This is a genomic window from Sphingobacterium sp. GVS05A, assembly GCF_019969845.1.
Taxonomy (GTDB): Bacteria; Bacteroidota; Bacteroidia; order Sphingobacteriales; family Sphingobacteriaceae; genus Sphingobacterium.
Map to the genome: position 1 here is coordinate 303,123 of NZ_JAHXYR010000005.1, position 25,389 is coordinate 328,511.

At 38.7% G+C, this 25,389-nt stretch carries 22 protein-coding genes; 18 read left to right on the plus strand and 4 right to left on the minus strand.

Annotated elements, in window-relative coordinates; all coding sequences use genetic code 11:
- Positions 1–169: 169 nt before the first annotated feature.
- Positions 170–1,057, minus strand: coding sequence for a DUF4377 domain-containing protein (locus LC454_RS14770; RefSeq protein WP_223583261.1), 888 nt, complete (start codon positions 1,055–1,057; stop codon positions 170–172).
- 38 nt (positions 1,058–1,095) lie between these two features.
- Here LC454_RS14770 and LC454_RS14775 point away from each other — a divergent pair, with 38 nt between their 5' ends.
- The 4 genes from LC454_RS14775 (at position 1,096) to LC454_RS14790 (ending at position 6,179) form a co-directional block, all read left to right on the plus strand.
- The gene (locus tag LC454_RS14775) at positions 1,096–1,992 is read left to right on the plus strand and encodes a hypothetical protein (protein WP_223583262.1); all 897 of its coding nucleotides are present in this window, start codon (positions 1,096–1,098) and stop codon (positions 1,990–1,992) included.
- Positions 1,993–2,070: 78 nt separating this feature from the next.
- The gene (locus LC454_RS14780; RefSeq protein WP_223583263.1) at positions 2,071–2,898 is read left to right on the plus strand and encodes an alpha/beta hydrolase; all 828 of its coding nucleotides are present in this window, start codon (positions 2,071–2,073) and stop codon (positions 2,896–2,898) included.
- 152 nt (positions 2,899–3,050) lie between these two features.
- The gene (locus LC454_RS14785; protein ID WP_223583264.1) at positions 3,051–5,375 is read left to right on the plus strand and encodes a TonB-dependent receptor domain-containing protein; all 2,325 of its coding nucleotides are present in this window, start codon (positions 3,051–3,053) and stop codon (positions 5,373–5,375) included.
- A 6-nt stretch (positions 5,376–5,381) separates the two neighbouring features.
- On the plus strand, positions 5,382–6,179 hold the full coding sequence (locus LC454_RS14790) for a DUF4249 family protein (protein ID WP_223583265.1): 798 nt from the start codon (positions 5,382–5,384) through the stop codon (positions 6,177–6,179).
- Positions 6,180–6,182: 3 nt separating this feature from the next.
- Here LC454_RS14790 and LC454_RS14795 read toward each other — a convergent pair whose 3' ends face one another.
- Entirely contained in the window at positions 6,183–6,725 is a 543-nt protein-coding gene (locus LC454_RS14795) for a polysaccharide deacetylase family protein (protein ID WP_410528658.1), read from the minus strand.
- A 122-nt stretch (positions 6,726–6,847) separates the two neighbouring features.
- Between LC454_RS14795 and LC454_RS14800 the strand changes: the two genes are divergently transcribed.
- The 5 genes from LC454_RS14800 to ispE all read left to right on the plus strand — a co-directional run bounded on the left by LC454_RS14800 (position 6,848) and on the right by ispE (position 12,007).
- Positions 6,848–8,227, plus strand: coding sequence for a TolC family protein (locus LC454_RS14800; protein WP_223583267.1), 1,380 nt, complete (start codon positions 6,848–6,850; stop codon positions 8,225–8,227).
- 21 nt (positions 8,228–8,248) lie between these two features.
- A complete protein-coding gene (locus tag LC454_RS14805; RefSeq protein ID WP_223583268.1) occupies positions 8,249–9,553 on the plus strand; it encodes an efflux RND transporter periplasmic adaptor subunit in 1,305 nt (434 codons plus the stop codon).
- 122 nt (positions 9,554–9,675) lie between these two features.
- Positions 9,676–10,632 (plus strand): helix-hairpin-helix domain-containing protein, encoded by a 957-nt coding sequence (locus LC454_RS14810; protein ID WP_223583269.1) that lies wholly within the window; start codon positions 9,676–9,678, stop codon positions 10,630–10,632.
- Positions 10,619–11,146, plus strand: coding sequence for an adenine phosphoribosyltransferase (locus LC454_RS14815; RefSeq protein WP_120257369.1), 528 nt, complete (start codon positions 10,619–10,621; stop codon positions 11,144–11,146). Before LC454_RS14810 ends, LC454_RS14815 begins: the two co-directional genes overlap by 14 nt.
- A 39-nt stretch (positions 11,147–11,185) precedes the next feature.
- Positions 11,186–12,007, plus strand: a complete 822-nt coding sequence (gene ispE / locus LC454_RS14820; RefSeq protein WP_223583270.1) for a 4-(cytidine 5'-diphospho)-2-C-methyl-D-erythritol kinase — start codon at positions 11,186–11,188, stop codon at positions 12,005–12,007.
- Positions 12,008–12,079: 72 nt separating this feature from the next.
- Here the strand turns inward: ispE and LC454_RS14825 are convergent, their stop codons facing one another.
- The gene (locus LC454_RS14825; protein WP_223583271.1) at positions 12,080–12,925 is read right to left on the minus strand and encodes an ATP cone domain-containing protein; all 846 of its coding nucleotides are present in this window, start codon (positions 12,923–12,925) and stop codon (positions 12,080–12,082) included.
- A gap of 134 nt (positions 12,926–13,059) precedes the next feature.
- Here LC454_RS14825 and LC454_RS14830 point away from each other — a divergent pair, with 134 nt between their 5' ends.
- Complete coding sequence (locus LC454_RS14830) at positions 13,060–13,356, plus strand: DUF2892 domain-containing protein (RefSeq protein ID WP_120257372.1); 297 nt, start codon at positions 13,060–13,062, stop codon at positions 13,354–13,356.
- A 281-nt stretch (positions 13,357–13,637) separates the two neighbouring features.
- Here the strand turns inward: LC454_RS14830 and ychF are convergent, their stop codons facing one another.
- Positions 13,638–14,738, minus strand: coding sequence for a redox-regulated ATPase YchF (gene ychF / locus LC454_RS14835; protein WP_223583272.1), 1,101 nt, complete (start codon positions 14,736–14,738; stop codon positions 13,638–13,640).
- 68 nt (positions 14,739–14,806) lie between these two features.
- Here ychF and LC454_RS14840 point away from each other — a divergent pair, with 68 nt between their 5' ends.
- The 8 genes from LC454_RS14840 (at position 14,807) to LC454_RS14875 (ending at position 25,375) form a co-directional block, all read left to right on the plus strand.
- Complete coding sequence (locus LC454_RS14840) at positions 14,807–15,154, plus strand: Rieske (2Fe-2S) protein (RefSeq protein ID WP_223583273.1); 348 nt, start codon at positions 14,807–14,809, stop codon at positions 15,152–15,154.
- A 76-nt stretch (positions 15,155–15,230) separates the two neighbouring features.
- Positions 15,231–16,235: an NAD(P)H-dependent glycerol-3-phosphate dehydrogenase gene (locus tag LC454_RS14845; protein ID WP_120257375.1), complete on the plus strand. Its 1,005-nt coding sequence runs from the start codon at positions 15,231–15,233 to the stop codon at positions 16,233–16,235.
- A 16-nt stretch (positions 16,236–16,251) separates the two neighbouring features.
- On the plus strand, positions 16,252–17,151 hold the full coding sequence (gene hemF / locus LC454_RS14850; protein ID WP_223583274.1) for an oxygen-dependent coproporphyrinogen oxidase: 900 nt from the start codon (positions 16,252–16,254) through the stop codon (positions 17,149–17,151).
- 17 nt (positions 17,152–17,168) lie between these two features.
- Positions 17,169–18,428: a M16 family metallopeptidase gene (locus tag LC454_RS14855; protein WP_223583275.1), complete on the plus strand. Its 1,260-nt coding sequence runs from the start codon at positions 17,169–17,171 to the stop codon at positions 18,426–18,428.
- Complete coding sequence (locus LC454_RS14860; protein WP_223583276.1) at positions 18,418–19,740, plus strand: M16 family metallopeptidase; 1,323 nt, start codon at positions 18,418–18,420, stop codon at positions 19,738–19,740. The genes LC454_RS14855 and LC454_RS14860 overlap by 11 nt, the downstream gene beginning before the upstream one ends.
- Positions 19,741–19,811: 71 nt before the next feature.
- Entirely contained in the window at positions 19,812–20,765 is a 954-nt protein-coding gene (locus LC454_RS14865) for a 3'-5' exonuclease (protein ID WP_223583277.1), read from the plus strand.
- 27 nt (positions 20,766–20,792) lie between these two features.
- The gene (trxB, locus tag LC454_RS14870) at positions 20,793–21,749 is read left to right on the plus strand and encodes a thioredoxin-disulfide reductase (protein WP_223583278.1); all 957 of its coding nucleotides are present in this window, start codon (positions 20,793–20,795) and stop codon (positions 21,747–21,749) included.
- A gap of 572 nt (positions 21,750–22,321) precedes the next feature.
- Positions 22,322–25,375: a SusC/RagA family TonB-linked outer membrane protein gene (locus LC454_RS14875; protein WP_223583279.1), complete on the plus strand. Its 3,054-nt coding sequence runs from the start codon at positions 22,322–22,324 to the stop codon at positions 25,373–25,375.
- The last annotated feature ends 14 nt before the right edge of the window (positions 25,376–25,389 follow it).

Here is a 25,389-nt window from a genome sequence, read left to right on the forward strand (position 1 = left end):
ATATTTTCAAAGTGTTAAAATTATGTTAAAATGAAGCTGTACTTTCGATTCTTTCCGCTTTATTTCACATATTTGTTTATGTCATTTCCAAATGGCATAAATACTTTTCATAAAATAGGTTAATAATATGGCTAAGATACCCGGAGTCCCCCAGACTTCGGGTGTTTTTTTATTCACGCTCCAAGCCGAAGATCATGACTAACCTTCCGTCGATATATAAATTCAGCGTCTGCTCGGCGATATCAAATTGAATCTGTTTTTGCTCAACAACAGCGAAGAAATCATTTTCAATATTGGGGCCATTGCAAGACTTCATCGTGCTCGCCAAGTGCGGAAAGCTTATCAGATTGCCTTTAATGCTGAAATTTCCCCAAAAATTATTACAGCCCGTCGATCCGGCGATCGTTCCATTTTTTGCATCGAAACCAATGCTGGCTCTATTGCTTGTTACATCTTTGCCATTTAACTGAAGCAAATTCCATTTAAATCTGGCTAGGAATGAGGCGACGCTAGGAAGTTCAGTGACTTTATCTTTGGAAATAATATTAAGCAATTCATAGTGTATACTGTCGGTATCTTTTGCTTTCGTTTGCTTTACTTTGATGCGATAACGATAGTGTTCCTGGTAATCAAAACCGAGAATGGGTACCGAAATATATTCCCATTTGTTTTTTTTGTTGGATTTTATCTGTAAGCAGGTCAATTTTCCGGAGACTGGATCATTGACGTAATTCTCACCGATATCCCAAATGGCGATTTCAGAATTTTCAACTTTTAATTTGCTAATAATTTCCTCCAGTGTATAGATTGACGCTTGTGCTGTTTTTGTCCTTTTTATACGAATATTATACTCAAAACCTGCATTGTAATTAAACTCTTGGATTTTTGCATAAAAATTCTCCCAATCCTTACTGTTGTAATACTTTACAAGGTAGGGGGGCGTATTGTCAAGTCCAGATTTTACTTTTATCCGAAACGAACTGCTCTGTGCCTGTAAAGTATATTGGAATAGAAATAACGGGATAAAAAACAAACTGGATTTAAAGGATTTCTTCATAATGGGCATTAAATATCAATAAAAACGTATCTTTAAACATGAATATTGCACGAACAAAAGTACTGTTGATTATCGTACTTTTTTTGTCCGGCTTACGGATATATGCCCAAAATAACAAGGATTATTTTAAAACACAAATCCCCTTAGGCGAATTGACAGATGCACAGTTAAAAGAAGTGTCTGGAATTGTGGCAGCTCAAGAGGAAGGATATTTTTGGGTTCATAATGATAGCGGGGATGGTGCAAATATCTATCTGATCAATCGTCAGGCCAAGCTACTCAAAAAGTTTAGGCTCGAAGGTGTGGATGTGGTTGATTGTGAGGATATGGATCGCGTCAAAATCAATGGTAAAAATTACCTGGTTTTGGCTGATATCGGCAATAATCTTGGGAAGCGGACTTGGGCAAGCCTGTATGTATTTCCTGAACCTTCAGCTAATGATTCGCTCGTCATATCCAAAAAAGATATTAAAACCATATTTGTCAAATTTCCGGGGCAAAAACGTTTAGATGCGGAATCCATTATGGTTGATCCCCGTGATAATATGTTGTATATCGTTTCTAAGCGTGAATTCCATTCTACAGTATATGCTGCTGCTGTTTTTAAGGGTGTCCAACAACAATACTTTACATTAACCAAAGTTGCTGAACTTCCTTTTACTTTTGCTACAGCTTCTGCTATCGATCCAACAGGAAGAGAGATGCTTATCAAGAATATTACACAGATCTTTTATTGGAAGAGAAAACCGGGGGAATCTTGGGCAGGGGCGCTACAACGGAAACCAACCGAGGTGCCTTATACAGTAGAGCCACAGGGGGAAGCGATCACTTTTGATAATAAGGGGACTGGCTTTTATACAATTAGTGAACGTCCATTTGGTTTAAAATCCTATCTTTATTATTTTGAAAAAGTTTCTAAATCAGCGGATAAATAACAAGCTCAATTCAGTAAAACAGATTATTGATAGAGGTCTGAATAGATCGAATGAACATATATACCAATTGCTAACATCATGAATTTAAAACAAATTTTACTTTTATCACTTGCTCTATTTTGCTTTGTATGGGCTAGTAAGGCTGCCAAGGTGGATACCTTGAATATTCCGAGTCGGAGCATGGCAAAAGAGATTAAAACAGTCGTTATTCTCCCCAAAGATTATTCAGCGAATACTAAATATCCTGTTCTCTACTTACTTCACGGATATTCAGGTAATTATAGTAATTGGGTTAAAAATACCACTGTAGCTTCTTTGGCAGATCAATATGGATATATGGTGGTTTGTCCGGATGGGGGATTTGGAAGTTGGTATTGGGATAGTGCCAACGATCGGAATTATCAATATGAAACATTTGTTTCCAAAGAACTGGTTGATTATATAGATCAGCATTACATGACAGTCAAAGACCGAAAAGGTAGAGCAATTACCGGACTGAGTATGGGAGGGCATGGGGCTTTATCGCTTGCGATAAAACATCAGGATCTCTATGGAGCAGCGGGTAGTACAGCAGGAGGTGTTGATTTTAGACCCTTCCCTTTAAATTGGGAAATTAAGGATCGTATCGGCAATTATGCAGATGTGCCACAGGCTTGGGATGATCGAGTGGTGATCAATATGATTCCGAAATTGCTGAATAATAAACTTCGTCTAATGATTGATTGTGGTAAAGAGGATTTTTTCTATACTGTCAATGTCGCACTGCACGACAAACTCATGTATCACAACATCAACCACACCTTTGTTACAAGTGAAGGTGGACATAATTGGGCCTATTGGTCACGCTCTATTATCTATCAAATGGCTTTTTTTAACGAATTTTTCAATCAGCCAGAAAAAAAATAGCAAGAAAAATAGATAAATATTTGGCTTAAATGAATAAAATGCTATTTTTGTTTCCAGAAGATCTTGACTAACAAATTATAAACTTATTATTAAGCCTTGCAAATTGTAAGGCTTTTTTATTATTTTCAATAAATTTTTGATTTCAATCTGTTATGCTTAAACCTATAAAGGTTGTTTTTTATTTTTCTTCTATTTTGTTTTGCGCACAGCAATCCTATGGCCAACAATCTAAATCTATATCGGGATTTATCAGAGATAGTATCAGTGGTGAAAATATTATTGGCGCTTTGGTCCGTAATGACACAGAAAAAAAATCGACGGCTTCCAATAAATATGGATTTTTTAGTCTATCCCTTCGTGGAGAGGAGGCCTTCTTGGAAGTTTCCTCAATGGGATATAGAACAAAGGTTTTACCCGTCCAAATAGGAAAAGACTCGACTTACATTGTACAATTGGTACCCGAGGAAAATCAATTGGCTGAGGTGGTTGTCACTGGGAATAGAAGAAAATCGATCAAAGATTTGACTCCCGGCTTGACACAATTTAGCCCGAAGGAGATTGAGAAAGTTCCTGTATTATTTGGAGAGAAAGATATTTTAAAGACAATTCAATTGTTTCCAGGCGTGACAAGTGGAGGCGAAGGAAGTAGCAATTTTTATGTTCGCGGAGGTGGTGGAGACCAAAATCTGATTTTGTTGGATGAAGCCCCAGTTTACAATAGCTCTCACCTTTTTGGTTTCTTTTCAACCTTTAACTCCGATGCCATCAAAGATGTCAACTTTTATAAAGGAGGTGTACCCGCGCAGTATGGAGGGAAGATCTCTTCGGTCATGGAAATAACAACCTTGGATGGAAATAACCAGCATTTTAATATTGAAGGGGGATTGGGCTTAATAGCGTCACGATTGAAGGTCGAGGGGCCTATACAAAAAGGGAAGAGTTCATTTATGATATCCGGTAGACGTACCTACGCCGATTTATTCCTGAAGCTTTCAAGTGATGAGAATATTAAGAAAAGCGCATTATTCTTCTATGACCTTAATGCCAAGCTGAATTATAGGATTAACGATAAGAATACCCTTTATTTATCGGGATATTTCGGTAAAGATGCCATGGCATACCATGACTTATTTGATTTTAATTGGGGGAATGCAACCGGAACGATGCGCTGGAATCATGTTTGGAGCAATCGCTTATTCAGTAATACTACCTTGATATTCAGTAAATTTAATTATCAAGTGAAGATTGAAGACGACAATAATTTCAAGATTCGTTCGGATATCTTCAATTATAACTTTAAACAAGATTTTCAATATAGCCTCTCAGACAGCCATAATCTAAAATTTGGTCTACAGGCGGCCTTACAGAAGATTCGTCCAGCAAGTATCGAAGCCGGTGAAGATTCCAAAGTAAATTCACTGCATATTCAAGAGCGCAAGGGGCTGGACATTGCAGCTTACATTTCGGATGATTGGGCGATAAATGATAAATTCAAATTGAACTATGGTGTTAGGGCGACGGCTTATGCCGCTTTAGGACCGGGTATGTTCTATACCTATGATAATGCTGGAGAAGCTGTTGATTCAACTTATGTGGGAAGTGGAGAAATGGGTAAAAAATATGTTTACCTGGAGCCACGTCTCTCTCTGAACTACGCCTTGAATGAATTGACAACATTAAAGGCTTCTTATAATACGAATGTCCAGTACCTACATCAGTTGAGCAATACAACAAGTAGCTTGCCCACAGATCAGTATGTGTTAAGCAACAATACCATAAAACCGCAATTGTCAACACAGTATTCCTTAGGCTATTTCCGAAACGTTGCATCCAACAGGTATGAATTTTCTGTAGAAGGTTACTATAGGGACCTTAAAAATCAGATCGACTATAGGAATGGAGCGGATCTACAGGCCAATGAACTTTTGGATGGTGAACTTCTATTTGGAAAAGGAAGAGCATACGGCGTTGAGTGGTTTATAAAGAAACGATTGGGAAGGCTTAGTGGATGGATAAGTTATACATTATCCAAAAGTGAAAGACAATTTGATCAGATCAATGATGGACAGTGGTTTAACGCGCGCCAGGATAAGAGTCATAATATTGCTGTGGTCGCACAATATCAATTGAATCCGAGATGGAATCTAAGTGCAAACTTTGTCTATTATACGGGTGATGCTGTAACAATGCCCGCTGGAAAATATTTTGTTGACGATAGAACGATCTTCTATTATGATAAGCGGAATGGCCAACGTATGCCGGCTTATCACCGCCTGGACCTTGCCGCAACTTATGATATCAAGCGTACAAAAAACACTTACTCCAGTTTATCTTTCGGAATTTATAACGCATATAATCGCAAAAATGCTTATTTGATCGATTTTAGGGAGAAAGAAGGGCAATCCAATGTAACAGAGATCTATAGGATTGCATTGTTTGGAACCATACCCTCCATTACTTGGAACTTTAAATTTTAGCGCAACATGAGAAAGATAGTAGGATTGATCGCCATAGCTTGGATAACTTTGATTGGTTGTGAAGATAAAATTGATTTGAAATTACCTGAAAACACAGGACAGCTGGTGATCACAGCTGATTTAATGGTGTCGGATCAACAACATGAGATCAGTATTCAAAAAGTCGTCAGTTTAAAAGAATCAATGTTAGCTCCAATAACAGATGCGGAAGTTTATGTAAGAAATCTGGAAAATAATCGCATGTATACCTTTTTGCCCGGAGCCGATGGTGTGTATACCAATAAGACATTGCGATTACAGGAAAAGTCAAGTTATCGACTGTACGTCAAAACCGCAGATGGAAAAGAAATTGAAGGAACTTCGAAGGTGCCATCCTATGTGGATGTGGATTCGATAGGGCTTTCCGAACGGATCATATTTACAGACACCATATATTATCCCACACTGGTCTTTAACGATCCTCCAGAAAACGGAAATTATTATAAGTATAAGATGTCTGTGAATGGGGGTGAGTTGCGCTTTGTCGATGTGTTCAGTGATAAATATAATAATGGACTGCAAGTACAACATGATATTATCGACCGCGATAGAGACCTCAAGATAGGAGATCGGGTCCGGGTTTTGCGTCAATGTATTGATCTGGGCGCATATAACTATTGGAATAGCTTCCAGATGATTAATCCTGGAGCAGCTTCACCTTCCAATCCGATTTCAAATCTGTCCAATAATGTTTTGGGATATTTCAGTGTGAGTGTGGGTAAATATTACGAATCTGAAGTGGTTTTATCAAGAAGTAGACCCTAATGTTTATTCGAGTCTTGCTATTTGGTATTGATTTGCTAGGAGAAATTCAATCGTTTTAGGTAAAGCGTATTCAACTCGGGGAATGGCTTTGATATTGTCATGGAAGATGATGATCGAGCCATTCTGTATATTCGGAAGTACGTTTTCAAGGCATTTTTCGGGACTTAGGTTTTGATCGAAGTCACCGGACATGATGTCCCACATGACCACACGATAATTTTTGTATAACTTTTTAAGCTGTGATTTTCTTGCTTTTGCATAAGGTGGACGAAAGAGATCGGTTTGTGTTAGCCCCTGACATTGAGTTACATTATCGATATAGACCTCGTCATTTGTATCCCAGCCTTTGAGGTGATTGTAGGTATGATTACCCACTTGATGTCCTTCTTGTAAAATTCTTTGAAACAAATGTGGATTTTTTTTAATATTTTCACCAACACAAAAAAATGTTGCCTTGACCTGATATTTTTTTAGGATATCGAGTATAAAAGGTGTAATTTCAGGAATTGGACCATCATCAAAAGTGAGATAGACTTTTTTTTCCATCCTAGGCATATGCCAGATCGATCTGGGGTAAAACCAACGAAGGAAGAAAGGGGATTTGACAAAATACATAACCGATAAATGAAGTTCAAATCTATAAAAATTGTATGGTTCTACATATGAACATGAAAAGATTTTATTATTCTGCAGTAATATTTACTGGTTTTTTTCTTGGAACGAACAACCTAATCCAAGCTCAACAGGTCGTTGGGGTAACCGAAGCTATACGTATGACTTTGGAACGTAATGTGCAAATTAAGCAAGCCGAACTGAGTAAAGATCTCGCTGCTCAGGATTTATTTCAATCAAAAAGTAATTTATTACCTGATTTAAGAGCTTCCGTTGATCAAAATTTCCGTTACGGTTTTGCCTTCGATTTGACCTCAGCACAAATCGTCAACAATGCATGGACAAGAACTACTGCTGGATCGGTAGGGTCCAGCGTGAATATATTTCAAGGTTTTCAACAAGTCAACCAAATAAAAGCGAATAAATTACAGCTTGAATCAGCAGCCACACAGGTGGATAAAATAAAAAATGATCTTGTTTTAAATGTTCTGGTGAATTATTTAGAAGCCATCACCAACCATGAATTGATGGTAGCAAGTGAAGATCAGATTGCATTATCGAAACAACAATTCTCATTAGACTCCATTCAGTTTTCTGTGGGGAATAAGACTATTGCTGATCTTGCAAAATCAAAAAATCAGGTCGCTACGAATGAATTGAACAAAGTAAATTTGAAGAATTCGTACGAGATGTCCCTGTTAACTTTGAAACAATTGATGGAAATGCCTTCCGAAACGGTAATTTCTTTAGAACGCCCAAGTTTAGAGTCTGTTTTGCTAAATGCAGTAGATAAAAATGCGATGGATGTATATCAGAAAGCATTGACAAGACAACCAGATATTCATAAATCTGCTTTAGATAAGGATGCTGCATTAAAGCAAATCGATATTGCCAAAGGAGGGTATTACCCAACGCTTAATTTGAGTGTAAGCTATGGTACAAATTATTCTTCAGCGACAACTAGGCAAACGGACCCATTAGATATCACAACGATATATCGTGTGCCTTTTAGCCAACAGATATCGGACAACAAATCATTTTTCACTGGTTTGTCACTTGCTGTACCAATTTTTTCTAAGAATCAGAATAAGGTTAACGTCGCGAAAGCTAAGATTGGTTTAAAACAGGCCGAGGCTGCTGAGCAATTGGCAAAGAACAACTTAAATAAGGCCGTTAGCCAAGCTGTTTTGGACGTTAATGCCGCCAAACAAAAATATACTTCGGCAACGACAGCATTCGAAAGTGCTGAAACTGCTTACAAAGCAACCAAAGAACGATACGATATCGGAATGGCAAATTCCCTGGAACTATTTACCGCGCAGACCGAACGGAACAAAGCGGAATTTGATCTGATTCAAGCAAGATATAACGTAATATTCAGATCTAAGATTATTGATTATTACTTAGGAAATCCAATTCAATTCGACAACAATTAACCTATTTGATTAACAAAAACAATGGCAAAGAAAAAACGTAGTGTAGTAAAGATTCTATTAATAGTCGTAGCGCTCCTGGCAATTTTTGTTTTGATCGGCTTTCAAGCCGGTTGGTTTGGAAAAGGAGAGATTACTAAAGTCGCTGTAGACGTTGTGAAGGAAACGGATGTAGATGAATTGGTGTCTGCCAGTGGAAAAATACAACCTGAAATAGAAGTTAAGCTGAGTTCGGAAGTTTCAGGTGAGGTTGTTGAACTAAATATCAAAGAAGGTGACTTTGTAAAAAAAGGGCAAGTACTTTGTCGGATCAAACCTGATATCTTACAGTCCGGCTATGATCGCTCTGTAGCAGCAATGAATTCGCAGCGTGCCAATCTCGCTGCTGCACAACAACAATTAAAACAACAGGAAGAAAATTTCAAAAATGTAGCTGCAACTTACAAGAGAAACCAAGAGCTTTTTGAAAAACGGGTTATTTCCGCAGCTGAAATGGATAAGAGTTCTTCTGAGTACTTTTCGACTCTTGCTGCCATTCAGGCGCAAAGAGAGACTGTAAAATCAAGTAGATATGGTATCGATCAATCACAAGCTTCTGTCAAAGAAGCGCAGGATAACCTGAATAGAACAACCATTTATGCTCCGACAGACGGTATTATCTCTTTATTGTCTATCGAACAGGGAGAGCGTGTGGTGGGAACAGCACAAATGGCTGGTACTGAAATTATGCGCATCGCCAATATGTCTTCGATGGAAGTAAATGTTGATGTCAATGAGAATGATATCAACAACGTCAGAGTAGGTAATCAGGCTGAAATTGAAGTGGATGCTTTTCAAGATAGAAAATTTAAAGGTGTTGTTACCGAAATTGCTAGCTCATCCAAAAATATCGCAACCACAACTGCAGCAACCTCATCGACGGATCAAGTCACAAATTTTAATGTAAAGGTGCGTATTAGCGCAGAATCTTATCAGGATTTGATCAAAGAAAATGTCGCTTCGCCCTTCAAACCCGGATTATCTGCTACTGTACAGATTTTCACAAAACATGATAAGGGCTTGGTAGTACCTATCCAATCGGTTACTGTAAGATCAGATGATAAAGATTCTACGAATACAAATAAGAAGATACAGGAATATGTATTTGTGTTAAAAGATCAAACGGTAAAACAAGTTCCTATTAAAACCGGAATTCAAGATGATAAAAACATTATTATTCTATCCGGATTGAAAAAAGGAGATCAAGTCGTTTCTCGACCATTTGATGCGATCTCTAAAACGCTAAAGGATGGTAGTAAAGTGGAAAAAGTAGATAAATCGGTGTTATAAAGTTATTTCGGTACAATATTTATAACAAAAGAGAGGTGTTTTTTTTAATACCTCTCTTTTTATTTTCCTTCTAATTTATTAAATTTATACAACCCAATCCCTAACAGCTTATGAAAAGGCTATTGACTTATTTTAAATTTAACAAAACAGAGCAAAATGGGTTCTTTGTTATATTGGTGATAATCATCGTCTTTAGTATTATATATTCCCTTGTTAGTAGAGAGGATAAAAATGACCCGATTGCTCATCAAGCGCGGGTTTTTGAACAGTCATTTCATGATTCAACTGATACCGAGGATTATTCAAATAAGAAATTTAAGGTCGCCGATGTTCATTTGGAGAAGAGGGTAGCTCGTTCAGGTCCGGATTCCGGTATAGAAAATAACGTTGTAGATACTAAGCTATTTTATTTTGATCCCAATAATTTATCTGTAGAAGCATGGCGCGAGCTTGGCCTCTCGGACAAGCAAATTGCCGTTATCAAGAATTACGAGAAAAAAGGCGGCCGGTTTAAAGATAAAAATGATGTTAGGAAAATGTATTCCATCAATGCAAAATTATACAAAAAACTAGAACCCTTTATCCGTATTAAAGTGGAGACAACAGGTCCAAGTACGGTAGCTAAGGCCCCCTTGCTTTACGATAAATTTGAAACCAATCATGCCGAACTTATAGATCTTAATACCTGTGACACAATAGCCTTGATGAGCCTCAAAGGTATTGGTACAATTCTTTCTAAACGCATTTTGAAATATAAAGAAGTGCTTGGGGGGTTCTATAGGATAGAGCAGTTAAAGGAGGTATATGGAATCACTCCGGAAACATATGACCTCATTAAGGACTATATTACGGTGTCTAATTTAGAAGGAATCAAAAAAATCAATATTAACCAGATTGATGCCAATTCATTGGGCAAACATCCGTATCTTAGCCCAAAGGATGCGAAATTAATAGTTAATTATCGAGATCAACATGGCAATTATGCTAATATAGAAGATTTTACCAAGATAGGTACACTTTCAGATCTTGCTATTGCTAAAATCGCTCCGTATTTAATATTTGAGAATGATTCAAGATAAATTGAAACTGGAAATCCGGGATATTGTGGATTTTCCAAAGCCGGGTATTGTATTCAAAGATATTACCCCCTTGTTGAAAGATGCTGAACTTTGCAATGAAATGATCGACGCGATTATTGACCAACTTCAAGGAATAGAAATTGATGCTATTGCAGGTATCGAAAGCCGTGGATTTCTTTTCGGGTTTTTACTGGCCAACAGATTAGGGTTGCCCTTCATTCCAATTCGTAAGCAAGGAAAATTACCATTTAAAACAATTTCTGAATCTTATGCGCTAGAATATGGCCAGGCAACGATAGAAATCCATGAAGACGCCTTCGAAAAAGGTAGTCGTATTTTGATCCATGATGATCTATTGGCAACGGGCGGAACTGTCGTCGCAGCAAGCAAACTTATTGAAAAATTGGGTGGGGTAATTGCGGCCTATAGTTTTATCATTTCATTGGATTTTCTCAAAGCAAAGGGCAGATTGTCTCGATTTAGTGACACAATCTCCTCATTGGTGAGCTATTAAATTAATATAGAATTTAAGTGTTGATTTAGACGATATCGTATGATACTCTTTGCAAATGCTAAAATAAATATTGGACTGCAGGTGATTGCCAGGCGATCGGATGGCTATCATGAATTGAATAGCATTTTTTATCCTTTACCAATCTATGATATTATAGAGATACTGGAGACAGATGCAGAAAATTCCACGCTGACAATACAGGGGAACCACATACCCGGGGATTCCGCAGATAATCTCTGTGTAAAGGCTCATGCATTGTTAAAAAGAGAATTTGACATTCCTGCTGTTAGGATTGATATGATCAAACAAATTCCAATTGGAGCTGGATTGGGAGGTGGATCTGCGGATGCAGCTTTTGTATTGAAAGGACTTGATGAGCTGTTTAATCTAAATTTGACAAGTACACAGTTAAGGAGATATGCTGCGCAATTGGGTGCAGACTGCCCATTCTTTATTGCAAATACACCCGTGTTTGCAACTGGTATAGGGACAGATTTTAAAGAGATACCGCTTGATCTGAATGAATACCATATCGCGGTTATTATGCCTGATATCCATGTCTCTACAGCCGAAGCTTACAGTGGCGTGAAACCGATGCCCTCAGATGTTAATTTGGAAGAGGCTATCCGACTGCCTATTCAGGAATGGAAATTCCATATTCGAAATGATTTTGAAGAATCTATTTTTGAGCATTATCCCATGCTCAAAGAAATTAAAGATGCTTTGTATCATAAAGGGGCAATATACTCCTCGATGTCAGGTTCTGGTGCTGCAATCTATGCCATTTTTTGGGAAAAGATGGATTTAAGTGAGTTTTCCAAATATGGTAAGGTTTACTATCCCGTTGCGCTGGACAGATAATTTCAGTTTGTAAAAAGCAATAGGCCATACCTAAGTCTAAATGTATGCCTATTGCTTTTTAGACTGATAATATTAATCTTCTTCTTCTACCTTGTAATCTAATAGCTCACTCGCTTCTTTGAGGACCTTCTCTTTTCTTTCCTTGTTAAGTCCAAGAATATCCAGTTTATCCGGATTGTTTACAATATCTTTTACCAAGATCAACTGATTTTTTAACAGCTGCTGTTCTTCCAGGTCCGAAAGGGTAGTTAAACAGGTGACAGGATAAAAGACTGCTTTATCGACTCTTCTTTTGATACTATTCTCTTTTGGATAATCCCAAGAGAGCAAGTTGATGCCGTAATAGGTTGCAAAATCGATCGAGTCTGATGTAAAGTAGGCATTAGTGATTAGCCAGCCTTCCTGAAACTGTAATTTTTTACCAAAAAAATCATAGTCAATTCCACTGATATCTTTGAATCTCGATAGGTAGTACATTGGTGTTGTAACGGAAATCTTGGCGTCAATGTCATTTCTAAACTTACACTCCGCTGTCATCAACTTACCGTCTTTATAAGCGACAACATCCAATTCATGGGAAACAGCATGGCCTTGTACCGTCTGCCCTGTGGTGCTCTCATAACCGATTGAACGAAGCAAATGGGAGATGTATTTTTCGAAATAAAAGCCCTCAGGTCCAAGATCACGTAAGGCTTTTTTTAGGCTGTATCGTGCGGCAAAAGAGTTTCGGACGGTCTTCAGTGTGTCGAAAGCCAACTGATACAACTCCCTGGTTGAAATACCATCGTATATTTCACCTACAACACTACTGTATACTTCGTTTACCTGATCGCTATTTGCTCCCGAACGGGAAAGAGAATGCCGTAAGGCTTCTCCATTAAAGGGTACTAATTCACCAGAATATTTTTTGACTTGCATGGATATTTAATTTGATAAATACGAATATAAGGGATGTGATCCGAGAAATCATACAAAAACTATTATTCTATTTCTAAACTTTTTTGGACCATAATTTGTTTACATAAAGAAACAATACTTAAATATAGATAATTATGAGTAACCTATTGCTATTTGCATTTGACAAGATTAAGGCTAAGATAAAAGATGATTGCATTGAGGAGAATATTGGTGCTTCCGAACGCGTATTATCTGTAATTGCCGGTGGGTTTATTTTAGGTTTAGGCGTAAAAAAGATATTTAAATCTCCACTGGCTGGGCTTTCCGGATTGACCCTTGGTGGGACGTTAATTTATCGTGGTGTGACAGGACATTGTGATGTCAAAAAATTACTGGAAGATAAGGATGTTAAAAAAGTTGAGGTAATAGAACACCGTTATTTTGTTAAATAATGATGGGTTTAACTGTTAGTCTACTAACAAATAAACTGATCGTCAGCTTTGGAGGTGCTTACTGGAGTTTAACTAATACATTATAAGGGGCAAAATTTTACCATCATATTGGTACAGCCTCCAATATAAGAGGTGGACTCACGTGGACTTATAGTGATCGCAGTATGAATATACAGTGAATATACTGGAAATTTGGGGGTTAAAATATAGTGCAAACATAAGCGGCCGAAAATCATCTTTTCGGCCGCTTATGTTTTAAATCCTGCTGTTTAATCAGCTATTTATACATTAAAACGAAAGTGCATAATATCACCATCTTGCACAATGTAAGTTTTTCCTTCTACAGCCAATTTTCCGGCTTCCTTTACAGCACTTTCTGAACCTAGATTAACAAAGTCATCATATTTGATCACTTCAGCACGGATAAATCCTTTCTCAAAATCTGTATGAATAACACCAGCTGCCTGAGGTGCTGTAAAACCAGTCTCAATTGTCCAGGCACGTACTTCTTGAACGCCTGCTGTAAAGTAGGTTGCTAAATTTAATAAGGAATATGCTGCTCTGATCAACTTATGAACACCAGATTCTTCTAATCCAAGATCATCCAAAAACATCTTACGCTCTTCGTAACTCTCCAATTGGGCGATTTCAGACTCAATTTGTGCAGATATAACCAATACTTCAGCTTTTTCATCTTTCACTGCTTCTTTTACACGATCCACATAAGCGTTACCTGTATTGACAGAGCCTTCATCCACATTACATACGTAAAGTACCGGCTTTGCGGTTAACAAAGCTAAGTCTTGGATAAATTCAAAATCTTCTGCTTCAATAGGTGCTGTACGTGCTGACTTGCCTGCCTCCAAATGTTCTTTAACGACAGATAGGATATCAAAGGTCTTTTTAGCATCTTTATCACCACCCGTTTTTGCCATTTTCTCAACTTTTTGGATACGTTTTACCACAGTATCCAAATCCTTAAGTTGCAATTCTGTATCGATGATTTCTTTATCTCGAATTGGATCTACTGAACCATCCACATGGATAACATTACCATCATCGAAACATCTCAAAACATGGATGATCGCATTTGTTGTGCGGATATTTCCTAAAAACTGGTTACCTAATCCTTCACCTTTTGATGCTCCTTTTACCAATCCGGCGATATCGACGATTTCAATGGTATTTGGAACGATACGTTGTGGATTGACTAACTCAGCTAATTTATTTAGACGGGCATCCGGTACGGTAATTACCCCAACATTTGGTTCAATAGTACAAAATGGAAAGTTTGCTGCCTGTGCTTTCGCATTCGACAAACAGTTAAATAATGTTGATTTACCAACGTTTGGTAAACCTACGATACCGCATTGTAAAGCCATATATAGTGCAAATTTTTGAAATTGCACAAAGATAGAAAATTCACTGTAATTTTTAACTATCTTGTAGAATGCTTCGATGGTACAAAATTGATAACGCCCAATTTCTAAAGGATAAGGGTATAACAGAGCATAAGTTTGGCGGAAAGACTATTTGTCTTACTTGGTTTGAAGATCAATTGCATGCCTTCTCTAGGAAATGTCCCCATGCGGGAGCTCCGCTCAAAAATGGTTGGTGTGAAAGGGGTAAAGTAATCTGTCCCTTCCATCGCCATGAATTTGATCTTGTAACAGGCAAGGGTAATCCTGCTCAACATGACTTTATCAATATTTACCCCGTTAAAGAGGAAGAAAACGCCTATTATGTGGGTGTTGAGAAAGGATTTTTGCAAAGTTTTCTCGGTTCTAAAAGTAACTAAAGTATCATATCTCTTGATGCAATCGCATATCTAAGCAGTAAATAAGTATATTTGCTTTCGAAAACAAATTAAAAACATGCAGGGGAAAAAGATTGGTATAATTGGTAGCGGAAGCTGGGCGACGGCGATGATAAAGATGCTATGCGAAAATGACCAAGACAAACATATTTTTTGGTGGATTAGAAAAGAGGAAGATGCGGAGTATATTCAACAATTCAAACACAACCCGACCTATTTGAGTGGTGTTTCTGTTGATTTGAGTATTACAACAATCGATACCAATGCCAAAAATGTTGTTGTTAATTCAGATATTGTTATTTTAAATACGCCAGCAGCTTATTTAAAAGATGCATTGAGAGGAGTCACAAAAGAAGATTTTAAAGACAAAATAGTTGTGTCAGCCATCAAAGGGATTATTCCTAAGGATAACCTGATTATCGGTGAGTTTTTGGAACAGCATTACGCGGTCGATATCGAACGGATCTGTGTGGTCGGAGGACCTTGCCATGCGGAAGAAGTCGCTTTAGGTAAGCTGTCTTACCTGACATTTGGATGCAAAAATTTGGATAGTGCAGCCCTGGTTGCTTCGTTTTTATCTTCCAGAGTCATTAAAACGATCTTATCGGAAGATATTTTAGGAATTGAATTTGGAGCTGTATTAAAGAATATTTATGCCCTTGCCGGAGGTATATGCCATGGGTTGGGCTATGGTGATAACTTTCAGGCAGTTTTGGTTTCCAATGCCATTCGCGAGATGCGTCGGTTTGTTGCTAAAGTAGATGGCGATACATCCCGGGATGTCAATACTTCGGCTTATCTGGGAGACTTGTTGGTCACGGCATACTCGCAGTTTAGCCGAAACAGAACATTTGGTAATATGATCGGTAAAGGGTATAGCGTGCAATCGGCTCAGCTTGAAATGAATATGGTGGCCGAAGGTTATTATGCTTCCGCTTGTATTCAAGAATATGCCGAAAAATATGCCGTCGAATTACCTATTTGTGATGCCGTATATCAAATTTTATATCAACATCAGCCTGCATCTAAAATTATTCAAGCCCTGAGCGAAAAATTAACATAAACTAGCGATAGAGTAGATGATTACAAAAGAAGCGATAGCTTTAGCTTATAAAGAAATTCAAGATGAAATATGCCAGGCTTTAGAACGCTTGGACGGTTCGGCCCGATTTGAGGAGGAACTATGGGAAAGAGAAGGTGGTGGTGGCGGCCGAACACGGATTATTCAAAACGGCAATATATTGGAAAAAGGTGGAGTCAACTTTTCCGCTGTGCATGGCAAACTACCCGAGACAATTAAAAAAGCGTTTGGCGTCGATGAAGACGATTTTTTCGCCACAGGAGTTTCGATTGTCATTCATCCCAATAATCCGTGGGTACCGATCATTCATATGAACATCCGATATTTCGAATTGAATGAACAGATGCGTTGGTTTGGTGGAGGGATTGATCTGACACCACATTATGTGAATGAAGATGATGCGCAGTTTTTCCATCAACAATTGAAAACGGTCTGTGATAAACATAATTCGACTTTTTATGATGAATTTAAAAAATGGGCCGATGACTATTTCTTTATTCGTCATAGACAAGAAACCCGTGGAATAGGAGGGGTTTTCTACGATAAATTAAACACAGCGAAAACGGGCATGGCTATGGAAGATATCTTGGAATTTTCCTGTGACTTAGGTCATAGCTTTGCACCGACCTATACCGCGCTGGTTGAAAAAAATAGAAATAAAACATATAACGAAACGCAGAAAAATTGGCAATTGATCCGTCGGGGACGCTACGTTGAGTTTAATTTGGTCTGGGATTCTGGTACTAAATTTGGACTGGAAACAAATGGCCGTATCGAGTCCATATTGATGAGTCTACCATCTCAAGCCAATTGGGTATACGATCATCACCCTGAAGAAGGCTCCGAAGAAGCCAAGACCTTATCCCTGTTGCGAAAAGGTATTAACTGGATTTCATAAAATCGAAAAAGAACTAAATGGTTTCATACCAAAAATTTACCTTAGAAAACGGCCTACGTGTGTTGGTACACGAGGATCATAACACAGCAATGGCCTGTGTAAATATATTGTACGATGTAGGTGCAAGGGACGAATCACCGGAGCAAACCGGATTTGCTCATTTATTTGAACACTTGATGTTTGGCGGTAGCGTCAATATCCCTAGTTTTGATACAGAATTACAAAAAGTAGGTGGTGAGAATAATGCTTTTACCAGCAATGATATCACCAATTACTATATTACTTTACCCTCCTCCAATCTGGAGACGGCACTTTGGTTAGAATCGGATCGTATGTTAAGCTTAGCGTTCTCGCCACAGAGCCTTGAAGTACAGCGGAATGTAGTAAGTGAAGAATTTAAACAGCGTTATCTCAATCAGCCTTATGGGGATGCTTGGCTCAAATTGCGTCCTTTAGCGTATAAGGTGCATCCATATCGTTGGGCTACTATCGGTAAAGAGCTAAAACATATCGAAGATGCGACCATGGAGGATGTTAAGGCTTTCTTCAAATTGCATTACAATCCACAGAGTGCAATTATGGTTGTCTCGGGTGATGTACATTATGAAGAGGTTAAGTCTTTGGTTCAGAAATGGTTCGGTGATATTGATCCCGGTGAAAAATATAACCGTCAGCTACCGCAAGAACCGATACAAAAGGAACTAAGAAGGGAAACGGCTTTTGCTCCAGTACCATTAGATGCACTTTACATGGCTTTTCATGGACCAGCACGATTGGAAGATGGTTACTTTGCCATGGATCTACTCTCAGATATCCTTTCCAGAGGATCTTCATCAAGACTATATCGTAGATTAGTAAAAGAAGAACAGCTCTTTAGTGAGTTAAATGCCTATGTGATGGGCAGTATCGATAATAACCTATTTGTTATTGAAGGTAAGCCTTCCGAAGGAATATCGTTGGAAGAAGCCGAACGTGCAGTATGGGGAGAACTCGATCTGTTGAAAAAAGAATTGGTGTCTAATACCGAACTGGAAAAAGTTAAAAATAAAATCGAGTCAACCAATGTATTTGCTGAATTATCAATCTTGGATAAAGCAATGAATTTGGCCTTTCATGAGTTGCTTGGTGATGCCGATGGTATCAATACCGAAGTATCGAAATATTTGGCTGTAACCGCCCAAGAAGTACAAGCACAAGCACAAGCTATTTTTAATCCCGAAAACGCATCAGTATTAATGTATAAAGCACAAGAGGAGGAGATACGACATGTTGGATAGAACAAAAGCACCTGAATTCCGTGAAATTGGTCATATAAGTTTGAAAGAACCTGTCAAAAAGCAGTTCGCAAACGGATTGCCAGTGTATGTATTTCATTCTCCTGAACAGGAACTTGTGCGCATTGAGTGGATTTTTGAAAATAAATACCTCGACGCACAAAATGAAAATCCGCTCCTGAATAGTGCATTAAGTGCATTGCTAAAAGAAGGTACAATGAGCATGTCAAGTGCCGAGATAGCAGACAAAGTGGATTTTTATGGTGCATTTCTTGTTCCTGAATATTCCTTTGATGTAACCTCCTTGTCTTTGTATACATTGAACAGACATAGCCAGGTTCTACTGCCGCTTGTCAAAGATATACTGACAGAAGCATCTATTCCTCAGGAGGAACTAGATACCTATCTCCGCAACAACAAACAAAAATTTCAGGTCTCCATTCAAAAAAATGATTATCTGGCACGACGTAAGTTTTACAACTTGGTTTTTGGTGAAAGCAACCGTTATGGTCGTACCCCAAAACTAGATGATTATGATCTGATTAACCGTGATCAATTGGTTGCTTTATATCAGAAAGAAATTGTGCCGAGTAATTGCACATTGATTGTGTCTGGAAATGTTTCTGATAATTTGATGAAAGAGTTGGAGCAGATTTTTGGATTCGAATGGCTAGAAGATGCAGCAGTCACTACGGCAAATAATCCTGTATTTATTCAAGATGCCGGTGGTATAGCTTACGAAGAAAAAGAAAATGCACTACAATCAGCTATTCGTCTGGGGAATCAAACCATTTCGAGAACCCATCCCGATTACCCTGCGCTACAATTTGTAAATACATTGTTGGGTGGATTTTTCGGTTCGCGATTGATGCGAAATATCCGTGAGGAAAAAGGATATACCTACAGTATTGGTTCTGCGGTTGCGACCTTAAAACATACCGGCTTTTTAACAATTGCTACGGAAGTTGGTGTAGATGTAACAAATGCAACATTAGCAGAGATCGAGAAAGAAATCAACCAGTTGAAGGCCACATTAGCCCTAGACGAAGAAGTCGAGCTGGTGAAAACCTATATGGAAGGCTCGATGTTGGGGTCGTTGGAGAGTATCTTTTCCCATGCGGATAAATTCAAAAATGTCTTGTTGAACGATATGAGCTTAACGTATTATTCTTATTACATGGAGCAGATCAAAAACATGACACCCGAAAAAGTTCGTGATATCGCAAATAAATATCTCGATTTTGACCAAATGATTAAGGTTGTCGTGGGTAAATTCAATCAGTTGGAACCGATTCATCAAGCGGTTGTAAATTAAATTTCACAGACTACAAAAATCAAATTCAACTTTGTATTTTTGGTTTTTGTTAAAAAAGCATACTATCCAGCATGGAATTAAAATTAAAAAGACCATTGGTATTTTTCGATTTAGAAACGACAGGAGTTAATGTCGCGACAGATCGTATTGTAGAAGTATCATTTTTGAAAGTGGTACCCAGTGGTGAAGAAACTGTATATACGAAGAAAATTAATCCAGAAAGACCGATTCCTGCAGAATCAACCTTCTTTCATGGCATTCGTGATGAAGATATCAAAGATGCACCTACGTTTAAATCTATTGCGGTAGAATTGGCGGCATTTATTGGCGATGCGGATTTGGCAGGATACAATTCAAATAAGTTTGATGTGCCTATGCTTATGGAAGAATTTTTACGTGCAGGCGTAGATTTTTCTCTGGATGGGCGTGCATTTGTTGATGTACAAAATATCTTCCATCAAATGGAACAGCGTACTTTAAAGGCAGCGTATAAGTTTTATTGTGATGAAAATCTTGAAAATGCACATACTGCTGAAGCGGATGTGCGTGCTACGTATGAAGTTTTAAAAGCACAGTTGACAAAATACGAAGGATCAGCATTTGAAGATCGTCATGGCGTTGTATCTTATCCTGTTGTTAATGATGTTGCTGCATTGCACGAATTTACAAATTTAAGTAAACCCGTAGATTTTGCAGGCCGCATCGTATACAACGAAGATGGATTGGAGACCATTAATTTTGGTAAACACAAAGGAAAACCAATTGTAGAAGTGTTTGAACAGGAGCCTAGCTACTATGCATGGATGCAGAACGGTGATTTTCCTTTATACACCAAAAAAGTACTGGAAAATATCTGGATCAGATATAAGAAAGAAAAAAGCGAGCAAAAAGCGAAAGCAGCTCCAACGCATTCAGTAGAAGATAAAAAAACTGCTAAAAAGGAATTCAATCAACAAAAAGAGGAGAAATCTCAAAATATCTCTTTGGATATGTTGAAAGGATTGCAAGATAAATTTAAAAAATAACTTTATTAATAGCTTAGAAAAAGGATTATGGAATTCAAACAAGAAGTGGAGCATGTACAATGTCTGATTATTGGTTCAGGACCGGCGGGATATACAGCAGCAATTTATGCTGCCCGTGCGGATATGAAACCAGTGGTATATACAGGTATTGTACCGGGGGGGCAGTTGACACAAACAACAGAAGTGGACAATTTTCCGGGATATCCAAAAGGGATTACCGGTCCAGTTATGATGGAAGACTTACGGGAACAAGCTGAACGCTTTGGAACATCCGTACGCTTTGGTTATGTGACAAAAGTAGACTTCACAGGTGATGTACACTGCGTAGAAATTGATGGAACAGTTCAGGTTACTGCCGACACCGTGATTATTGCTACAGGAGCAACAGCGAAGTGGTTGGGCTTAGAATCTGAACAAAAATATAATGGTTTTGGCGTGTCAGCTTGTGCTGTCTGTGACGGTTTCTTCTTTAAAAATCAAGAAGTTGCTATCGTAGGTGCTGGCGATACAGCAGCAGAAGAGGCGACTTATCTCGCAAAATTGTGTTCGAAAGTACACATGTTGGTGCGTCGTGACGAGTTCCGCGCATCTAAGGCAATGGTGCACCGCGTCATGAACACACCGAATATCGAAGTACATTACAACTCTGAAGCTAAAGAGGTTTTAGGGGATGGTCAGGTGGTGACAGGAATCCGTGTAATCAATAACAAAGATCAATCTGAAAAAGATCTGGAAGTAACAGGTTTCTTCGTTGCAATCGGTCATAAACCCAATACGGAGTTGTTTACTGGCGTATTGGAAATGGATGAAACAGGCTATCTGATTACCAAGCCAGATAGTACTGCAACCAATATCCCAGGAGTCTTTGCCTGTGGAGATGTACAGGATAATATATTCCGCCAAGCGATCACCGCGGCTGGTACAGGTTGTATGGCTGCACTTGAAGCAGAAAGATATCTTGCTGCAAAAGAAAGCGGAGAATAAGATCCTGCAAATAGTGGATCCCTTTGGGATATCAACGTTAGCGAGGATAAAATCTCAAAAAATCTATAAACATAAGCCCGATTCAATATCGGGCTTATGTTGTTTTAGACCATTATCCTCTACAATAATCCTATTGACAGCTTTATCTTATGACAATAAATAAAGAACTGCCACTAATTCCCCCTGATTGATTCGTTTCACTGCGATAAGCAGCCCTTTATAAGAAGATCATAAATAGTTTTCAAAAAGACTACTAAATAAGTAGTCTTTTTGAAAACTATTTATATATTTGTACTGTCGTTAACAATTGGCGTTGGCAACGAACATAAAATCTAGACTACAAATTTTGAACAAGTATGAAAAACGACTATCTAAAACCGCTAAAAAGCAACCTAAAATCTATCCCAACTTTTAATCTTTTCTTCTTCATTTGTCGAATGCGAATGTGTAGTTAAGCACAACCATCTTTCTTGTTTATAAATCATTAAACAGGCAATTCGAGTTTAAAAAAAAACAAGAGTACCAAATGGCGTTGGCACTTGTTTGCATATTCATATTAAATAGAACTGACAATGAAAAATTTCAGCGTACTTTCGTATGCTATTTTAGTCGTGCTTTTTCTCTATACATTCGTATTTGCGATGGCGCAGCAACCTCAACCGATTATCAACGCGTCCCTAATAGGTACAGTTATTGACGCAACGACCAAAGAACCCATCGAGGGTGTGACCATACAGTTGGAGGCTGTTACACATAGCGTAAAAACAGATCAGAAGGGGAAATTCCAATTCGTAACTGGGCAAAAACTGCCTTTTACATTAATTTTAACTTTTGTTGGCTACCAGAAGAAAAGAATAATCGTCAACACATCACCAACAATTATTGAGTTGGTTCCTTCATCCGAAGATCTGGAGGAGGTCGTCGTGGTGGGATACGGAACTCAAAAGCGTCGTGATCTGACGGGAGCTGTGGCATCTTTGCCAGAAAATCTGATCAGACAGCCTGTTTCTTCGCTAGATCAGACCTTGAAAGGAGGTATCTCCGGTGTTCAGGTTACACAAACTTCGGGACAACCTGGCGGAGGGGTGAGCATCCGTATTCGGGGTGGGGCTTCCATACAAGGGGGAAATGAGCCGCTGTATGTCATCGATGGATTTCCAGTCTACAACCAGACAGAAAGCACTGGCGTGGGAAGCGGCACCCCTGTCAATCCGCTGGCCAGCATAAATCCAGCAGACATAGAAAGCATTGAGGTCCTAAAGGATGCGGCTGCAACCGCAATATATGGATCTCGTGGGGCAAATGGTGTTATCTTGGTAACAACTAAAAAAGGTAAGGCTGGCCATGTACAATTGAACTACGACGGAAGTATAGGCGTACAGCGTGTTCTCAAGAACATTGATGTCTTGAATGCCCATGATTTTGCCATCCTTCGCAACGAAACCTTATATGATGCTAATCCCAGCTTAGGTCCATATCAATATCGTAAACAGGCTGAGATAGATCAATTAGGCGAAGGAACAAATTGGCAAAAAGAAGCTTTTCGGACAGGTAACATACAAAATCATCAACTAGCGCTGTCCGGTGGTGCTGAAAAAGTACAGTATTTTCTCGGTGCCAATTATTTTGATCAACAAGGTGTTATCGCAAATACAGATTTCAAACGTTTGGGATTCCGTTCCAATATCAATGCAAATCCTTTCGATCGTCTACAGGTAGGAGCCAATTTATCTATCAATAAAACCAATGCACAGATTGCGCCAACGGGTATTGTCAATGCCTTGCTCATTATGCCGCCCACAGCAACAATCTACGAGCCAAATGGTGCGTATACGCTACGCAATCCATTTGAAAATATTTTTGCAAATCCCATTGCGACATTGAAAGAAACCACAAATACATCAAATGGTTTACGTATTCTAGGTACTTCCTTTGCGCAGTATCGTATATTAGAGGGGTTACAAGCTAAAGTGCTCTTTGGGGTTGATCTCAACAGCCGCGATGATAAATTCTATCTACCATCCTACATCTATGAAGGGAGCGGATCCAAAGGAGAGGCAAGTCTAGGGAATTTAGATGGAACATCCTGGTTGAATGAAAATACCTTAACCTATACCAGCGCTATCGGACAGCATAATTTTAATGCTTTGCTTGGTTTTACACAGCAGGAAAATAAAAATGAAGTATTCAGGGCTGGAGCACAGAATTTTGTTACAGACGATTTGCTTTTCAATAGTTTACAGAGCGGTTCCACCATTACACGCCCTTCTTCGGATAGCTACAATTGGGTGCTACATTCTTACCTGGCGCGGGTTAACTATAATTACGCAAATAAATATTATGCGTCAGCGAGCATACGTCGCGATGGAAGTTCGAGATTTGGTGCCGACAATAAATGGGGTAATTTCCCCTCCTTGGCATTCTCCTGGCGTGTAGTGAATGAGCCTTTTTTTAAGCAAACTTTTCCCGGCATCAGTGATTTTAAGATACGCACCAGTTTCGGTACCACCGGAAACCAGGAGATCGGTCAATACCAGTCACTTTCAACCCTGTATAGTTTAAATTACCTCTTTGGAAATAACGTGGTCACAGGCTTTGCATCGCAACGGGTACCCAATAAAAACCTGGGCTGGGAGACAACCTTTCAATATGACGCTGGTTTTGACCTTGCTGTCCTGAACAATAGACTACAGTTTACGATTGATTATTATTACAAAAAGACAAAGGATCTATTATTGAATGTGGAGATCCCCTGGACTTCGGGATATGCCACTTCATTACAAAACTTTGGTTCAGTTTCCAATAAAGGCCTGGAGTTTGGTTTGAAATCAAAAAACTTACAAGGCAATCTGAGCTGGAACACCGACCTGAATATTTCGTTTAACCGCAATAAAGTACTAACTATCGGTGAGGGTGCGGTATCCTATATCTCAGGAAATTATATTATTAAAGTCGGCGAGCCCTTGGGTACTTTTTATGGTACCGTTACTGACGGTATTCTACAGTTGGGTGAGGAAAGTAGTAAAGGTGCATTGACGGGAAATGCAAATCCAAAGGCTGGGGATCGTTTATATAAGGATATCAATGGGGACGGTCAATTTACAACAGCCAACGACCGTACGCTAATTGGTAATGCACAGCCTGATTTTATATTCGGTATCAGCAATACTTTTTCCTACAAGGGGTTTGATCTCTCTTTCTTGATTCAAGGAACAGTTGGTAACGATCTACTGAATATCAACCGTCAAAATCTTGAGATGTTTACAGGACAACAGAATGCATCCATCGATGCGCTTGACCGTTGGACTACGGTTAATCCAAGTCAACTGTATCCTAGAGCGAAACTAGATCCCGCCCCCATATTTTCGGATCAATTTGTTGAAAGTGGTTCATTCGCACGATTGAAGTCCTTACAATTTGGCTATAGCTTTCCAAAAGAATGGTTAAAAAATGCACACATTACAAATCTGAATTTGTACCTGGCAGCGCAAAATCTATTGACCTGGACGAGCTATAAAGGATTTGATCCGGAGGTAACTTCGGGTAGCAATGTTCAGATTGGGACAGACGCCGGTATTTACCCGGCTGCCAAATCCGTTTCCCTTGGTGTATCCCTAACTTTTTAATTTTTACAGATCCC

What these genes read in the sequence shown, in the direction of transcription:
- LC454_RS14780 (WP_223583263.1), top strand. Translation starts at nt 2,071, where the DNA reads ATGAATTTAAAACAAATTTTACTTTTATCACTTGCTCTATTTTGCTTT.
- ychF (WP_223583272.1), bottom strand. Translation starts at nt 14,738, where the DNA reads ATGGCTTTACAATGCGGTATCGTAGGTTTACCAAACGTTGGTAAATCA.
- LC454_RS14830 (WP_120257372.1), top strand. Translation starts at nt 13,060, where the DNA reads ATGAGTAACCTATTGCTATTTGCATTTGACAAGATTAAGGCTAAGATA.
- ispE (WP_223583270.1), top strand. Translation starts at nt 11,186, where the DNA reads ATGATACTCTTTGCAAATGCTAAAATAAATATTGGACTGCAGGTGATT.
- LC454_RS14800 (WP_223583267.1), top strand. Translation starts at nt 6,848, where the DNA reads ATGAAAAGATTTTATTATTCTGCAGTAATATTTACTGGTTTTTTTCTT.
- LC454_RS14790 (WP_223583265.1), top strand. Translation starts at nt 5,382, where the DNA reads ATGAGAAAGATAGTAGGATTGATCGCCATAGCTTGGATAACTTTGATT.
- LC454_RS14845 (WP_120257375.1), top strand. Translation starts at nt 15,231, where the DNA reads ATGCAGGGGAAAAAGATTGGTATAATTGGTAGCGGAAGCTGGGCGACG.
- LC454_RS14795 (WP_410528658.1), bottom strand. Translation starts at nt 6,725, where the DNA reads ATGGAAAAAAAAGTCTATCTCACTTTTGATGATGGTCCAATTCCTGAA.
- LC454_RS14805 (WP_223583268.1), top strand. Translation starts at nt 8,249, where the DNA reads ATGGCAAAGAAAAAACGTAGTGTAGTAAAGATTCTATTAATAGTCGTA.
- trxB (WP_223583278.1), top strand. Translation starts at nt 20,793, where the DNA reads ATGGAATTCAAACAAGAAGTGGAGCATGTACAATGTCTGATTATTGGT.
- LC454_RS14785 (WP_223583264.1), top strand. Translation starts at nt 3,051, where the DNA reads ATGCTTAAACCTATAAAGGTTGTTTTTTATTTTTCTTCTATTTTGTTT.
- LC454_RS14865 (WP_223583277.1), top strand. Translation starts at nt 19,812, where the DNA reads ATGGAATTAAAATTAAAAAGACCATTGGTATTTTTCGATTTAGAAACG.
- LC454_RS14825 (WP_223583271.1), bottom strand. Translation starts at nt 12,925, where the DNA reads ATGCAAGTCAAAAAATATTCTGGTGAATTAGTACCCTTTAATGGAGAA.
- LC454_RS14840 (WP_223583273.1), top strand. Translation starts at nt 14,807, where the DNA reads ATGCTTCGATGGTACAAAATTGATAACGCCCAATTTCTAAAGGATAAG.
- LC454_RS14855 (WP_223583275.1), top strand. Translation starts at nt 17,169, where the DNA reads ATGGTTTCATACCAAAAATTTACCTTAGAAAACGGCCTACGTGTGTTG.
- hemF (WP_223583274.1), top strand. Translation starts at nt 16,252, where the DNA reads ATGATTACAAAAGAAGCGATAGCTTTAGCTTATAAAGAAATTCAAGAT.
- LC454_RS14815 (WP_120257369.1), top strand. Translation starts at nt 10,619, where the DNA reads ATGATTCAAGATAAATTGAAACTGGAAATCCGGGATATTGTGGATTTT.
- LC454_RS14860 (WP_223583276.1), top strand. Translation starts at nt 18,418, where the DNA reads ATGTTGGATAGAACAAAAGCACCTGAATTCCGTGAAATTGGTCATATA.
- LC454_RS14875 (WP_223583279.1), top strand. Translation starts at nt 22,322, where the DNA reads ATGAAAAATTTCAGCGTACTTTCGTATGCTATTTTAGTCGTGCTTTTT.
- LC454_RS14775 (WP_223583262.1), top strand. Translation starts at nt 1,096, where the DNA reads ATGAATATTGCACGAACAAAAGTACTGTTGATTATCGTACTTTTTTTG.
- LC454_RS14770 (WP_223583261.1), bottom strand. Translation starts at nt 1,057, where the DNA reads ATGAAGAAATCCTTTAAATCCAGTTTGTTTTTTATCCCGTTATTTCTA.